Annotated in this window: 13 protein-coding genes; 3 read left to right on the forward strand and 10 right to left on the reverse strand. The window is 59.9% G+C overall.

The window, feature by feature from the left end:
* The first annotated feature begins 158 nt into the window (after positions 1-158).
* On the forward strand, positions 159-395 hold the full coding sequence (locus tag KUA23_RS23830) for a DUF3820 family protein (RefSeq protein WP_010208204.1): 237 nt from the start codon (positions 159-161) through the stop codon (positions 393-395).
* Between the two features lie 11 nt (positions 396-406).
* A complete protein-coding gene (locus KUA23_RS23835) occupies positions 407-1,588 on the forward strand; it encodes an aminotransferase class V-fold PLP-dependent enzyme (RefSeq protein WP_252992963.1) in 1,182 nt (393 codons plus the stop codon).
* A gap of 183 nt (positions 1,589-1,771) precedes the next feature.
* On the opposite strand, the gene KUA23_RS23840 is transcribed toward KUA23_RS23835, so the two are convergent.
* Genes KUA23_RS23840 through zwf form a run of 3 tightly spaced genes read right to left on the reverse strand, consistent with a single transcriptional unit; the run spans position 1,772 to position 4,621 of the window.
* Positions 1,772-2,437: a bifunctional 4-hydroxy-2-oxoglutarate aldolase/2-dehydro-3-deoxy-phosphogluconate aldolase gene (locus KUA23_RS23840; RefSeq protein WP_026013852.1), complete on the reverse strand. Its 666-nt coding sequence runs from the start codon at positions 2,435-2,437 to the stop codon at positions 1,772-1,774.
* 17 nt (positions 2,438-2,454) lie between these two features.
* Positions 2,455-3,168 (reverse strand): 6-phosphogluconolactonase, encoded by a 714-nt coding sequence (pgl, locus tag KUA23_RS23845; RefSeq protein WP_099494309.1) that lies wholly within the window; start codon positions 3,166-3,168, stop codon positions 2,455-2,457.
* On the reverse strand, positions 3,155-4,621 hold the full coding sequence (gene zwf / locus KUA23_RS23850; RefSeq protein WP_025858439.1) for a glucose-6-phosphate dehydrogenase: 1,467 nt from the start codon (positions 4,619-4,621) through the stop codon (positions 3,155-3,157). Before zwf ends, pgl begins: the two co-directional genes overlap by 14 nt.
* 219 nt (positions 4,622-4,840) lie before the next feature.
* On the opposite strand from zwf, the gene KUA23_RS23855 reads away from it, so the two are divergent.
* The gene (locus tag KUA23_RS23855) at positions 4,841-5,701 is read left to right on the forward strand and encodes a MurR/RpiR family transcriptional regulator (RefSeq protein WP_174555598.1); all 861 of its coding nucleotides are present in this window, start codon (positions 4,841-4,843) and stop codon (positions 5,699-5,701) included.
* A gap of 204 nt (positions 5,702-5,905) precedes the next feature.
* On the opposite strand, the gene KUA23_RS23860 is transcribed toward KUA23_RS23855, so the two are convergent.
* From KUA23_RS23860 to KUA23_RS23890, 7 genes are all read right to left on the reverse strand, one after another.
* On the reverse strand, positions 5,906-6,751 hold the full coding sequence (locus KUA23_RS23860; protein WP_071489446.1) for a D-hexose-6-phosphate mutarotase: 846 nt from the start codon (positions 6,749-6,751) through the stop codon (positions 5,906-5,908).
* Between the two features lie 175 nt (positions 6,752-6,926).
* Positions 6,927-8,273: a carbohydrate porin gene (locus KUA23_RS23865; protein WP_078049968.1), complete on the reverse strand. Its 1,347-nt coding sequence runs from the start codon at positions 8,271-8,273 to the stop codon at positions 6,927-6,929.
* Between the two features lie 133 nt (positions 8,274-8,406).
* A complete protein-coding gene (locus KUA23_RS23870) occupies positions 8,407-9,570 on the reverse strand; it encodes an ABC transporter ATP-binding protein (RefSeq protein WP_252992964.1) in 1,164 nt (387 codons plus the stop codon).
* A 2-nt stretch (positions 9,571-9,572) separates the two neighbouring features.
* Positions 9,573-10,418 (reverse strand): carbohydrate ABC transporter permease, encoded by an 846-nt coding sequence (locus KUA23_RS23875; RefSeq protein WP_078049970.1) that lies wholly within the window; start codon positions 10,416-10,418, stop codon positions 9,573-9,575.
* Positions 10,411-11,319 (reverse strand): carbohydrate ABC transporter permease, encoded by a 909-nt coding sequence (locus KUA23_RS23880; protein WP_028617701.1) that lies wholly within the window; start codon positions 11,317-11,319, stop codon positions 10,411-10,413. Before KUA23_RS23880 ends, KUA23_RS23875 begins: the two co-directional genes overlap by 8 nt.
* A gap of 180 nt (positions 11,320-11,499) precedes the next feature.
* Complete coding sequence (locus tag KUA23_RS23885) at positions 11,500-12,786, reverse strand: ABC transporter substrate-binding protein (protein WP_252992965.1); 1,287 nt, start codon at positions 12,784-12,786, stop codon at positions 11,500-11,502.
* Positions 12,787-12,890: 104 nt separating this feature from the next.
* The gene (locus KUA23_RS23890; RefSeq protein ID WP_252992966.1) at positions 12,891-14,150 is read right to left on the reverse strand and encodes a D-mannose isomerase; all 1,260 of its coding nucleotides are present in this window, start codon (positions 14,148-14,150) and stop codon (positions 12,891-12,893) included.
* Between the last annotated feature and the right edge of the window lie 109 nt (positions 14,151-14,259).

The raw sequence follows: 14,259 nt of genomic DNA on the forward strand, positions 1-14,259 counted from the left end.
GCCCGTGCCAAGTTCTCAAAAATATAATTAATCTTATATTTCAATAACTTACGATAATTTGAACCATCTGTATGTACGTTATTTGCATGATCTGTCATTTGGCCTTCATGCAGAATGCCTGTATTTTCCAAGCTCTCGATACAAGCACCTGAGCCCTCATGAATCCCGAAAAACTCGAATTGCTGATAACCCGCGAAATGCCCTTCGGCAAATACAAGGGACGGATCATCGCCGACCTGCCCGGCCCCTACCTGAACTGGTTTGCCCGCGAAGGTTTCCCCCATGGCGAGCTCGGTGGTCTGCTGGCCCTGATGCAGGAAATCGACAGCAACGGCTTGTCTGAATTGTTAGAACCGCTACGCGCAAAACACGGCAAACCCGCCCCTCGTCATTAAGAGCCCAGCCCATGCCACGGAATGCAGACAACGAGCTTCACTGGTACACCGTCGCCCAGCGTTACGCGCTGGAGCCCGGCCCGATCAACCTGGAAAACGGTTACTTCGGCCGCATGAGCCAAGCAGTACAGGCGCAGTACCTGGAACACGTTGCGTTTATCAACCGTAGCAATTCGTTGCATGTGCGCCAGCAATTCGAGCGTGGCGAAAACGACGCGATCCGCTGCCAACTGGCCGGGCTGATCGACGCCGACCCCGCCGCAGTGGCCTTCACCCGCAATGCCACCGAAGCCCTGCAATCGCTGATCCGCAACTACAACCGCCTGCAACCGGGCGATCAGGTGCTGATCAGCGACCTGGAGTACGACACCGTTAAAGGCGCCATGCGCTGGCTGGCGGGCTATCGCGGCGTGGAAGTCATCGAACTGTCCCACACGCACCCGGCGAGTTTCGACAGCCTGGTTCAGACGTATCGCGATGCATTCGTGCAGTACCCACGCTTGAAACTAATGGCACTGACCCACGTCACCCACCGCACCGGGCTGGTCATGCCGGTGGCCGCGATTGCCCAGGCTGCGCGCGAGCACGGCATCGACATAATCCTCGACGGCGCCCATGCCCTGGGCCAGATCGAATTCAACCTGGCCGAATTGGGGATCCAGTTTGCCGGTTTCAACCTGCACAAATGGATTGGCGCCCCGCTGACGTTGGGCTTTCTGTACATCGCCCCGGAACGTCTGGCAGACATTGATCCGGACATGGGAGAGTTCCACTACCCCGCCACCGACGTTCGCGCACGTACGCCCTACAGCACGCCGAATTTTCCGGCACTGATGACCTTGCCCCTAGTGCTTGAAGAACATCTGCAACTGGGCGGCGCGGCGGCCAAGGGCGCGCGAGTGAATTACTTGCGGGACTTGTGGGTCAGCCAGGTACGGGCCCTGCCTGGGATCGAAGTGCTGACGCCGGACGATCCGCGCCTTTATTGCGGAATTACGGCGTTCAAGTTTATAGGGCGCGATCAGCAGGTGATGACGGAGCGTTTGCTCAAGGACTACAACTTGTTCACCACGACGCGCGAAGGAGCGTCGTTTGGTACCTGTATCCGGGTGACGCCGGGGTTGGTGACGTCAGCAACGGATATCAATGCCTTGGTTAAAGCCATTACCGAACTGAACACCCATACCTTGTAGGAGCCCGGCTTGCCGGCGATCAGGCCCGCAAGACTTGCACCTACCTCGATGGCGCCATCGCCGGCAAGCCGGGCTCCTACAGGTTGTAGTGCACTTTTCAGCGGGCAAAAAAAAGCGGTACACCGACCAAGTGCACCGCAAAAATGCCGTTAAGCACAGCAACAACGATTCAGTAAAAGTAGATCAATCCAGCAGTGCCAGCGCCTGCGCAGTGACTTCCTGGATGCGGGCCCAGTCGCCGTTCTTGACCCATTCCGGGTCGAGCATCCAGCTACCGCCCACGCACATCACGTTTTTCAACGCCATGTAGTTTTTGATGTTGGCCGGGCCCACGCCACCGGTCGGGCAGAACTTCACCTCGCCGAACGGGCCGCCGAGGGCCTTGATTGCAGCCACGCCACCGCTGACTTCGGCCGGGAACAGCTTGAAGCGGCGGTAGCCCAGGCCATAGCCTTCCATGATGCCCGAGGCATTGCTGATGCCTGGCAGCAGTGGGATGGGGCTGTGCACCGAGGCTTCCAGCAGGTCGCGGGTAATGCCAGGGGTGACGATAAATTGCGAGCCAGCCACTTCGGCCGCTTCAAGCATGTGGCGGTCGAGCACGGTGCCGGCACCGGTGCACAGTTCAGGCCGTTGCTCGCGCAGTACCTGAATGGCCTTGAGGCCGAACTCGGAACGCAGGGTCACTTCCAATGCGGTCAAACCACCGGCTGCCAGGGCATCGGCCAGCGGCAGGATGTCCTGTTCGCGGGCGATGGTGATCACCGGCAGGATCCGCGCCTTGGCGCAGAGACTGTCGATCAGGGCAACTTTATCCGCCATGGACACGGTCGGTTGAGGGCTTTTCATAGCGGCTGATCCTTGGCTCATGGGCACCAGTAAATCTCTAAAGTAGGTTGCAAAAACGCGCGGATCGGCATGGCAGCAACATCGTCACTGGCCAGCGCGGCGCTCAAGGTGGTCAATTTCGAACTGCCGGAAATCGACAGCACGGTGTAGTTCGCCGTGGCCAGCAATGCGCGACTCATGGTCAGGCGCTGGTGGGGCACGGTCGGCGCCAGCATCGGCCAGCAACGGCGGGTACCGTCGGCCTGCAGGGCCTGGCTCAGGTTCGGACTGTTGGGAAACAGCGATGCGGTGTGGCCGTCATCCCCCATGCCCAGAACCAGCACATCAATGGCTGGCAATTCGGCCAGCAGGCGGTCAGCCTGCTCGGCAGCGTCTTCGAGGTTGGCGGCAGCGCTGTACAGGCTCAAGAACCTGGCCTTGGCCGCCGGGCCTTGCAGCAGGTGCTGCTTCAACAAGCCTGCATTGCTGTCGGCGTGTTCCACCGGCACCCAACGCTCGTCGGCCAGGGTGATGGTGACCTTGGACCAATCCAGGCCCTGCTTGGCCAGGTGCTGGAAAAACGCCACTGGGCTACGGCCACCGGATACCACCAGGGTCGCTTCGCCACGGGCACTGATGGCCGTGCGCAACTGCTCGGCCACGTCATTGGCCAGCCCTTCCGCCAACAGCACCGGGGTGCGGTACTCATGGGGAGTGACGCCCTGGGGCAGTTTCAATTCAGATATCGCCATACCACGACCTCCCATCCCGCGTGATCAGTGCAATCGAGCTCATCGGCCCCCAGGAACCCGCCGCGTACGGCTTGGGCGCATCACCGGATTTTTTCCACCCGGCGATCAACTGGTCACACCACTTCCACGCGGCTTCGATTTCATCTTTGCGAACAAACAGGTTCTGATTGCCGCGCATTACTTCCAACAACAAGCGCTCGTAGGCATCCGGGATCCGGGCGCTGCGATAGGTGTCGGAAAAATTCAGTTGCAGCGGACCGCTGCGCAGTTGCATGCCCTTGTCCAGGCCCTGCTCCTTGGTCATCACGCGCAAGGAAATACCTTCGTCCGGCTGCAGGCGGATGATCAGTTTGTTGCTGATCTGCAGGCGCTGCTCGGGAGCGAAGATGTAGTGGGACGGTTCCTTGAAGTGAATGACGATCTGCGACAGCTTCTGCGGCATGCGCTTGCCGGTGCGCAGGTAGAACGGCACCCCGGCCCAACGCCAGTTACGGATATCGGCACGCAGGGCGACGAAGGTCTCGGTGTCGCTCTGGGTGTTGGAATTTTCTTCCTCCAGGTACCCCGGCACAGGCTTGCCGGCGCTGTAGCCAGCGATGTACTGGCCGCGCACCACTTGGGTGGTCAGGCCGTCCGGGCTGATCGGCGCGAGGGCCTTGAGCACCTTGACCTTCTCGTCGCGGATGCTGTCGGCGGACAGGTCGGCCGGCGGGTCCATGGCGATCAGGCACAGCAGCTGCAGCAAGTGGTTCTGGATCATGTCGCGCAGCTGGCCGGCCTTGTCGAAATAGCCCCAACGGCCTTCGATACCGACCTGCTCGGCCACGGTGATTTCCACGTGGGAGATGTAGTTCTGGTTCCACTGGGTTTCGAACAGGCTGTTGGCGAAACGCAGGGCGATCAGGTTCTGGACGGTCTCTTTACCCAGGTAGTGGTCGATGCGGTAGGTGCGGTTCTCCGGAAAGAACTGCGCCACGGCGTCGTTGACCTTGCGCGAGGACTCCAGGTCCGAACCGATGGGCTTTTCCAGCACCACGCGGGTATTTTCTGCCAGGCCGACCTTGGACAGGTTCTCGCAAATCGCGCCGTACACCGCCGCCGGGGTGGCGAAGTAGGCGATCAAGCGTTGTTCGGTGCCGGCGATTTCCGCCAGGGCCACGTAGTCATCGGCTTTCATGAAGTCGACGTGAACATAGGTCAGCCGCGCCAGGAAACGCTGGGCGATGGTTTCGTCCAGTTCCTTGCCGACGTATTTACGCAATTCTTTTTCAATGTGCGCCAGGTGCTGTTGCTCGGAACCGGCTTCACGGGCCAGGGCCAGGATGCGCGTGTCGTCGTGCAGGAGCGCGGCGCCATCGAGTTGATAGAGGGCAGGAAATAACTTGCGCAGCGCCAGATCACCCAAGGCGCCAAACAGGGCAAAGGTGCAGGGTTCTACGGTTATCGAAGGCATGATGTTTGTTCTTTTATCAAGTTAAGCTACAAATACCTTTTTTCAAGGCATCACTCAAGGAAAAATGTAGTAATAACCACAACATTTTCCCGAAATACGCATTCCGAGTGGTGGTGTTCAGCTACCCTCAGTAGGATAGGCCACCGCAAAAGACCACTCATCGATTGGTTGCCACCTTTTATTTGCATCGTCGCCCGAAGGAAAGACTGAATGGACCGCGTGCGAAATCTTCTGGAACAGATCCGGAACCGCCTCGAAGAATTGAACAAGGCCGAGAAAAAAGTCGCCGAGGTCATCCTGCTCAACCCGCAGCAGGCGACCCGCTTCTCTATCGCCGCCCTGGCCCAGGCCGCCTCGGTCAGTGAACCGACGGTCAACCGTTTTTGCCGTTCGTTCGGTGTCAGCGGTTACCCTGAACTGAAATTGCAGCTGGCGCAAAGCCTGGCCAGTGGCGCGGCATATGTCAGCCGCGCCGTGGAGGCCGATGATAACCCTGAGGCCTACACCCAGAAGATCTTTGGCAGTGCCATCGCGTCCCTCGACAGCGCCTGCCAGGCCCTGGACCCGAACTTGATCAGCAAGGCCGTGGACCTGTTGATCCAAGCGCGGCAGATCCACTTCTTTGGCCTCGGTGCTTCGGCCCCGGTGGCAATGGATGCGCTGCACAAATTCTTCCGCTTCAACCTGGCGGTGACCGCGCACGCGGACGTGCTGATGCAACGCATGATCGCCTCGGTGGCGCACACCGGTGAACTGTTCGTGATTATTTCCTACACCGGGCGTACCCGTGAATTGGTGGAAGTGGCGCGTATCGCGCGGGAGAACGGCGCTTCAGTGCTGGGCGTGACTGCCGAGAACTCGCCGCTGGCCAAGGCCAGTACCGTGAGCCTGAATATTCCGCTGCCGGAAGACACCGATATCTACATGCCGATGACCTCGCGGATTATCCAACTGACGGTGCTGGATGTGCTGGCAACCGGCATGACCCTGCGGCGCGGGGTGGATTTCCAGCCGCATCTGCGCAAGATCAAAGAGAGCTTGAATGACAGCCGGTATCCGGTGGGGGATGAGTTCAACTAAGCCTGCAACACCACTGCCGGTGAGAGGGAGTTTGTATGTGGTGAGCGGGCTTGCCCCGCGCTGGGTGGCGAAGCCGCCCTGAAAAACGGGCCCCTCGGTACATCAGGTACATACACAGCGCCTGTAATGGGGCTGCTTCGCAGCCCAGCGCGGGGCAAGCCCGCTCACCACAACAAGCCCGCCCACAACAACCGCAATGCCACGCTAAACCCCCGCTCTTGCCTGCAGACTGAGATGCGCCCTCTCCCCCGGCGCCAGGCTCGCCCCCGCCATCGCCGACTCCACACACACAAACCCCGACGCCTCGTTGAAGCTCACGCCCAACAGCGGCCGGCTGCCTGGGTGCCACACCACTGTGTCGGCGCTGTCGCCGGTGTCGATGCACAGTTCACGCTGCCAGGCGTGGTCCTTGAGCTGCAATTCACCCTCGTGCTGGAACACCCGCTGGCATCCGCCCTCCACCCTTAGCTCGCCTTCCTGTTGGCAAACCTGGCGATTGAGCTGGTCGTAACCCTGGGCACCGTCAAGTCCAGACAGCGCTATCTCATCGACGTGACCAATACGCCAGTAAGCATGCAAAGCGTGGCTCAACTGGCACGGCAGCTCATCCTGATGCTCGGTGCTCAGGCGCAGTTCCAGGGTTTCGCCCAGGTGCGCGTGCAGGTCGACCTGCCAGTCACACAGTTGCAATTGCCAGTGCAGGCGGACGCCGTCGTCGTCGGTGCTGCTGTCGAGCAGTTTCCAGTCAATCAGCCGCGCCCAGCCATGGGAAGGCCAGGCATTTTCGCTCGGGTGACGGCCATACCACGGCCAGCACACCGGCACGCCACCTCGGATGGCGCCGACTTGCGGCCACTTGGCTGCACACCACAACCAAGGCTTTTGACCGGTAGGCTGAAAGTGCAGCAATTGCGCGCCCTGGCGACTGAACACCGCCTGGCACAGCGGATGGTCGATCACCAACACATCGCGCATCTGAAAGCGCTCCCAGGCGAACACCGGTCGCTCGCGCAGGGATTTGAAAAAGCGTTGCAGCGGTTGCTCATGCATGTGCCCGGTCCTGAAATTCTTTGTAGGCGCTGGCTTGCCTGCGATGCAGGCAACTCGGTGCTTCAGATAAACCAAAGTGATGCCATCGCAGTCAAGCCAGCTCCCACACAAAAAAGCGGGTAGCCATGGCTACCCGCAAAATGCGCACAGAGAGGAGGAGCTTATCGCAACAGCGTTAGAACGTAGACTGGATTTTCAGGCCGGCTACCAACGCGTTGTCGACTTTGTCCACGCCGCCAGGCTGGACGACGTATTGCAGGTTAGGACGCACGGTCAGCCAGTTGGTCACCTTGATGCCGTAGTTGAGTTCGACGTTGTACTCGGTCTCGCGAATCGGCGTGTACAGCGGGTTGTCATAGTCGCTCACGCCATTGGCGGCGTTGAGCAGTTCAGAGTTTTTCTTCACGTCATCATTCACGTGCAGGCGAGCCACGCCAATACCGATGTCGTCTTTTGGACGCGCGTCGAATGGGCCTTTGTACACCAGCATGATCGACTGGTAGTTGTCGACCAGGTTGGTTTCCTTGTCGTGGAAGGTGGCGTTGGCTGCGATGTTCAGGCCGCGGGAAGCGTCGCCGTTATGCGTGGTGAGTTGCTGTTGGGCAACGAACCAGTAGCCTTTCTTGCTGCTGCGGGTACGGTAAGCCGCGCCAGTGGTAGCCGCATCGTTGCCGTTGATGTCTTCACGGACGTCAGAGGCATCAGCCGCGCTCTTGTAGTAACCCACACGGTATTCGCCCGGCAGGCTGTTGACCTTCGGCGACCAGACCAATTCCACCGGAATCACGGTGCCCTTGGTGCCGCTGCCGCTGAGTTTGAAGCCGTTGCCGTGCTCCAGCTGCGAAGGGTTCTGGTTGTACGCACCGATCTGCGCGTACAGCTCTGGCGTGATGTTGTACTTCACGCGGATCGCGGCCTGGCTAACGGGCCAGTTGTACCAGGTGTTGACGTAGTTACCCACTTGCGAGCCGCAGAACGACAGGTTCTGGAAGTCGCATGGGAAGGTGTTGAAGTCTTCGCCTTCGCCGAAGTAACCGAGTTTCACGTCCAGCTTGTTGTCGAACATCTGGTGCTGAATCCAGAACTGGGTCAGACGCACCATATGGCCACGACCGTAGACCTCTTGAGACGAGCTCAAGGTGCCGGCACGCGGGTCGCCGATACGGTCGTTGGAGATGTTTTGGCCATTACGGTTGGTCAACTGGATCTTGGCCTGGGTGTTATCCCAGCCCCACAGCTTTTGCAGGTCCAGTGCCACACCGAGACCGAACTGGTCAGAGTAGCGACCGGTCTTGTCGTCGTTGTAGCCGCCATGGGCGTTGTAGCCCATCTCCCCAACGTAGTCAGCCTTGATGTCGATACCTTGCTCGATCAGCTTGGTACGCTCGCCACCCCAATCGCCCGTCATCCACTTGGAACTGGAGCTGAATGCATCGTCTGCCATCGCATTGGCGGACAATACCAGGGCTGCTGCAGCTGACAGTTGGCAGATCAGCCGAGTGTTGTTGTGTTGCTTTTTCATCCCTACATCCTCGTCTTTATTGTTATTAAACTGTTTTTATCTAACGCGGTTTACTTTTTTTATCTAAAACAACAACTTATCTGCTTCTGTGGGAGCCGGGCTTGCCCGCGATGCAGGCAACTCGGTCCTTCAGTTACAACGCAGTGATGCCATCGCGGGCAAGCCCGGCTCCCACAGGGACAGGCTGTGACTGCACAGTGCCCAGTCGCTCGCCGGTGTTGGCGTCGAACAGCAGTACCTTGGAAGGATCGAATTGCAGGGTCAGGGTCTCGCCCACCTGCGGAGCCACGTCGGGTGCCAGGCGGCAGCAGACCTTGGTGTCATTGAGCTGCACGAACACCAGGGTGTCCGGGCCAGTCGGCTCGGTCACCTGGACTTCGGCACGAATGCTTGAGGCACTGTTGGCCTCGCCCACCGCCAGCATGATTTGCTCCGGACGCAAGCCGAGGATCACGTCGCGGTCTTCCAGGCCGGCGTCTGTGGTGTTCAGCGCCAGCTCGCAACGGGCCTGGCCGCTGTCGAGCAGGGCCACCAGGCGACCGTCCTTGCGTTGCAGGCGCAGGGGCACGAAGTTCATCGGTGGCGAACCAATGAAGCTCGCCACGAACTGGTTGGCCGGGTTGTTGTAGATCTCTTTTGGGGTGCCGAACTGCTGGATGATGCCGTCCTTCATCACCGCTACCTTGTCGCCCAGGGTCATCGCTTCGATCTGGTCGTGGGTCACGTAGACCGTGGTGGTCTTGAGGCGCTGGTGCATCAGTTTCATTTCGGTGCGCATCTCGACGCGCAGCTTGGCGTCGAGGTTGGACAGCGGTTCGTCGAACAGGTAGATCTTCGGCCGACGCGCCAGGGCACGGCCCATGGCCACGCGCTGTTGCTGGCCGCCGGAGAGCTGGCCCGGCTTGCGATTGAGCAGGTGTTCGATCTGCAGCAGCTTGGCCACGCGTGCCACTTCGGCGTCGATATCGGCCTGGGGCATCTTGCGGATCTTGAGGCCGAACTCGATGTTCTCGCGCACGCTCATGGTCGGGTACAGCGCGTAGGACTGGAACACCATGGCGATGTCACGGTCCTTGGGGCTCATGCCACTCACGTCCTGGTCGCCGATCATGATCGCGCCGCCGGTGATGGTCTCAAGGCCGGCGATGCAGTTCATCAGCGTGGATTTACCGCACCCCGAAGGGCCGACCAGGATCAGGAATTCGCCTTCCTTGATCGACAGATCGATGTTCTTCAAGGTGTCGGGCAGGCCGGCGCCATAGGTCTTGTTTACATTGCGAAGTTCAAGCGTAGCCATGATTACCCCTTGACCGCGCCGGCCGTGAGGCCGCGCACGAAATACTTGCCTGCGATCACATAGACCAGCAGGGTCGGCAGCCCGGCGATCATCGCCGCCGCCATATCCACGTTATATTCCTTGGCCCCGGTGCTGGTGTTGACCAGGTTGTTCAGCGCCACCGTGATGGGCTGGGAGTCGCCACTGGAGAACACCACACCGAACAGGAAGTCGTTCCAGATCTGGGTGAACTGCCAGATCAGGCAGACCATGATGATCGGGGTCGACATCGGCAGAATGATCTGACGGAAGATGGTGAAGAATCCCGCACCGTCCAAACGCGCGGCCTTGATCAGCGCATCCGGAATGCTCACGTAGTAGTTACGGAAGAACAGCGTGGTAAACGCCAGCCCGTAGACCACGTGCACAAACACCAGGCCGGTGGTGGTGCTGGCCAGGCCCATCTTGCCGAGGGTGAACGACGCCGGCAGCAGCACGGTCTGGAACGGCAGGAAGCAGCCAAACAACAGCAGGCCGAAAAACAGCTGCGAGCCTTTGAAGCGCCAGAACGACAGCACATAACCGTTCAATGCACCGATGGCGGTGGAGATCAGTACGGCTGGAACGGTGATCTTGATCGAGTTCCAGAAGTAGCCATCCACGGTGGCCCAGGCCTTGACCCAGCCGATGCCGGAGACCACGGTCGGCCAGCTCAGCAGGTTGCCGGTGCTGATGTCTTCCGGGGTCTTGAAGCTGGTCAGCAGCATCACCACCAGCGGCACCAGGTACAGCAGCACGGCAAGGATCAGCACCGCGTAGATCGCGATGCGACTCAGGCTGATAGGTGATTTGGAGGCGAGACTAGTCATTACGTTTGGTCCTCAGCTCGGAATAGAGGTAAGGCACGATGATAGCGAGGATCGCACCGAGCATCAGGATGGCACTGGCCGAACCCATGCCCATCTGGCCACGGCTGAAGGTGAACGAGTACATGAACATCGCCGGCAGGTCGGACGAGTAGCCGGGGCCGCCAGCCGTCATCGCCGCCACCAGGTCGAAGCTCTTGATCGCAATGTGCGCCAGGATCATCACCGCACTGAAGAACACCGGACGCAGGCTTGGCAGCACCACGCTCCAGTAAATGCGCGGCAGACTCGCACCGTCGATCTGCGCGGCACGCACGATCGATTGATCGACACCGCGCAGGCCCGCGAGGAACATCGCCATGATGAAGCCGGAGGCTTGCCAGACAGCGGCGATCACCAGGCAGTAGACCACGCGGTCCGGGTCGATCAGCCAGTCGAGACGGAAGCCTTCCCAGCCCCAATCACGCAGGAGTTTGTCCAGGCCCATGCCCGGGTTGAGCAGCCATTTCCAGGCGGTACCGGTGACGATCATCGAGAGCGCCATCGGGTACAGATAAATGGTGCGGATAAAGCCTTCGCGGCGGATCTTCTGGTCGAGGAAGATCGCCAGGGTCACGCCAATCACTAGCGTGATGCCGATGAACATCCCGCCAAACACGGCCAGGTTCTTGCTCGCTACCCACCAGCGGTCGTTGTCGAACAACCGCGCGTATTGCGCAAGGCCCGCCCATTTGTAGCTTGGCAGGAACGTGGAATTGGTGAACGAGAGTACAAACGTCCACAGGATGTAGCCGTAGAAGCCCACCAACACGATGAACATGCTGGGCGCCAGCACCAGTTTGGGTAGCCAGCGCTGCAGTGCATCGAACGGCGAGGCTTTGCTGAACACAGCAACAGAACTCATGGGAAAATCCAATACAGGGAAAAAGGACCAGCCAATAAACCTTGTGACGCTGGCTTTGTGTGGGAGCGGGCTTGCTCGCGAAGCAGGCGGCGCGGTGTAACCGTTACACCGCGGTGATGCCTTCGCGAGCAAGCCCGCTCCCACACAAGCCCGGCTCCTACAAAAAGCCGTTACCAGACGTTACTTGGCCGATTTGATCGCAGCGCCAAGTTTCTTGGCGGTGTCGGCCGGGTCGGCTTTCGGGTCGTTGATGTAGTTGGTCACGACATCAAAGAACGCACCTTGCACTGCCAGCGTGGTCGCCATGTTGTGCGCCATGCTTGGCTGCAGGCCGCCGGTCTTGGCGTCTGCCAGGAAGTCCTTGGCAGCGGTCTGGGCGCAGGAGTCGAAGCCGTAGGAGTCCATTTTGTTCAGCATGTCGTTACGCACAGGGATCGAGCCCTTGTTGATGCTGAACACTTTCTGGAAGTTTTCACCCAGCACGACTTTGGCGATGTCCTGCTGACCCGCAGCAGTGCCTTTGTCTTTCTGCTTGAACACCGCCAGGGAGTCGATGTTGTAGGTGAAGGCTTTGTCGGTGCCCGGGAAAGCTACACACTCGTAGTCTTTGCCGGCGACTTTCTTGGCAGCGGTCCATTCGGACTTGGCCCAGTCACCCATGATCTGCATGCCGGCCTTGCCATTGATGACCTTGCCCGCTTCGAGGTTCCAGTCCTGGCCTTTGCCGTCGACGTCCATGTAGGTCGCGACTTTCTTCAGCTCGGTCAGGGCCTTGACCATTTCCGGACCGGTCAGTGCGCCGTTATCCAGGTCGACCAGGGCTTTCTTGTAGCCGTCGGCACCCATCACCGACAACACCACCGCTTCAAACACAGTGCTGTCCTGCCAAGGCTGGCCACCGTGGGCGAGCGGAATGAAGCCTGCGGCTTTCAGCTTGTCGCCGGCTGCGTAGAATTCTTCGAGGGTGGTCGGGTTCTTGGTGATACCGGCTTTCTTGAAGACTTCCGGGTTGATCCACAGCCAGTTCACGCGGTGGATGTTGACCGGTACGGCGACGTAGTCACCGTCGTACTTCACGGTATCGGAGACTTTCTTGTCGAGCAGGGAGTCCCACTTCTCTTCTTTGGCGACGTCTTTGAGCACGTCGGTGTCGAGCAGGCCAGTGGACGCCCATTCCTGAATGTCGGGGCCTTTGATCTGGGCAACACCTGGCGGGTTACCGGCGACCGCGCGGCTTTTCAGCACGGTCATGGCGGTGGCGCCACCGCCACCTGCGACGGCGCCGTCTTTCCAGACGAAGCCATCTTTCTCAACTTGGGCCTTCAGGACATCTACAGCCGCCTTCTCACCACCCGAGGTCCACCAATGCACAACTTCAACCGTCCCTTTCGAGTCGGCGGCAAATGCACTGAGGGGAAACAACGAGGCAATGGAAATAGCAACGGCGAGGCGATTAATCGCGTTCATCTGAGTACCTTTTCTTGTTGTTATGCATGCAAGTCTAAGGCTTGCGCTGCACGGAGTTTAAACATGGATTTTTGAGGCGCAGGTAACAAAGGGATGCACAAATGTCACCAGCTGGTGACATAACGCCCAACCCCGATGGCACTGCACATGCTGGGTGCCAAGGGCAGTGCAGGCAGCACCACCGCTTGCCAGGCATGGTACAGGTCCGGCTTGCCGCCCCAGATGTTGCTGCTCGGTTGATTGTGCGGGCTGAGTTCGTGGTGCCAACTGCCGTGGGTGCGGTCGATAAAGTGGGTTTCGCAAAACTCCCAGAACCGCCGGTACCAGGTCTCGTAGTGCAACTCGCCGGTGCGCTTGAGCAAGGCCTGGGCAGCGGCGCTGGCTTCGGCATGGGTCCAGTGCAGGCGCTCGCGCACGACCGGGCGGTGGTTCCAGTCCAGGGTGTAGACGATGCCGGGGGCACCATCCACGGACCAGGCGTATTCACAAGCGCTGGCGAACAAGCCCTTGGCGTCGCCCACCAGCCACTCGGGCGTCGCCAGCCCGGCTTGCAGGCGCGCAGCTTCCAGGTGCAGCAGCAGTCGCGCCCATTCGAAGCCGTGGCCGGGAGTGATGCCGTACGGGCGAAAGCCGTCGGCGGGGTTGTCTTCGTTGTAGCCGAGCAAGGGTTGCCAATGAACGTCGAAATGCTCGATCACCATGAACTGGTTGCCGGCGGCATGGGTGTGGATCACACGCTCGACGATACGCAGCGCGCGGTCCAGCCAGCGGGTGTCACCCGTTACATCGGCCAGGGCAAGAAAGGCTTCGGTGGCATGCATGTTGCTGTTGGCGCCGCGATAAGCCTCGACGCCGCTCCAGTCCTGGGCAAAGGACTCGAGCATCACGCCCTCCTCTTCGCTCCAGAAAAACTGGTCGATGATATGGATGGCGTCATTGAGCAGGTTTTGCGCACCAGGAGCGCCGGCTACCACCGCAGAGCTGGCGGCCAAGGCAACGAAGGCGTGCAGGTAGGCAGCTTTGCCACGGTTGCCATCGAGGGCGTGGGGTGCGGCGAACCAACCACCGTGCTCACTGTCACGCAATGGGCCACTCAGGGCGGCCACACCGTGCGCTACCAGGTCGGCATACCCCGGCAAGCCCAAGGCATGCGCCATGGCGAAGCTGTGGGTCATGCGGGCGGTGTTCATGGTTTCGGCGTGGGCGTCGGCGGGCAACTGGCCTTTATCGTCCAGGTTGCCAAAGCCATCGGGCAGTCGAGAAGCCTTGGCAAATGCCAGCAGGCGCTGGCCTTCGGCGGCGAGCCAGGCGTGATGGGCAGGCGCGTTCAGCCAACTGCTGGCAGGCAGTGGTTGCGTGGTCATGGGTGGCCCTTATTATTTTTTGTGGGATGACCGGAGTCTAAACAAGGGCGAGGTGGGGGCAAGTAACGAAGGGGATGGGAAATGTCACCAGATGGTGACATTTCTGTCA

This window comes from Pseudomonas pergaminensis (genome assembly GCF_024112395.2).
Taxonomy (GTDB): Bacteria; Pseudomonadota; Gammaproteobacteria; order Pseudomonadales; family Pseudomonadaceae; genus Aquipseudomonas; species Aquipseudomonas pergaminensis.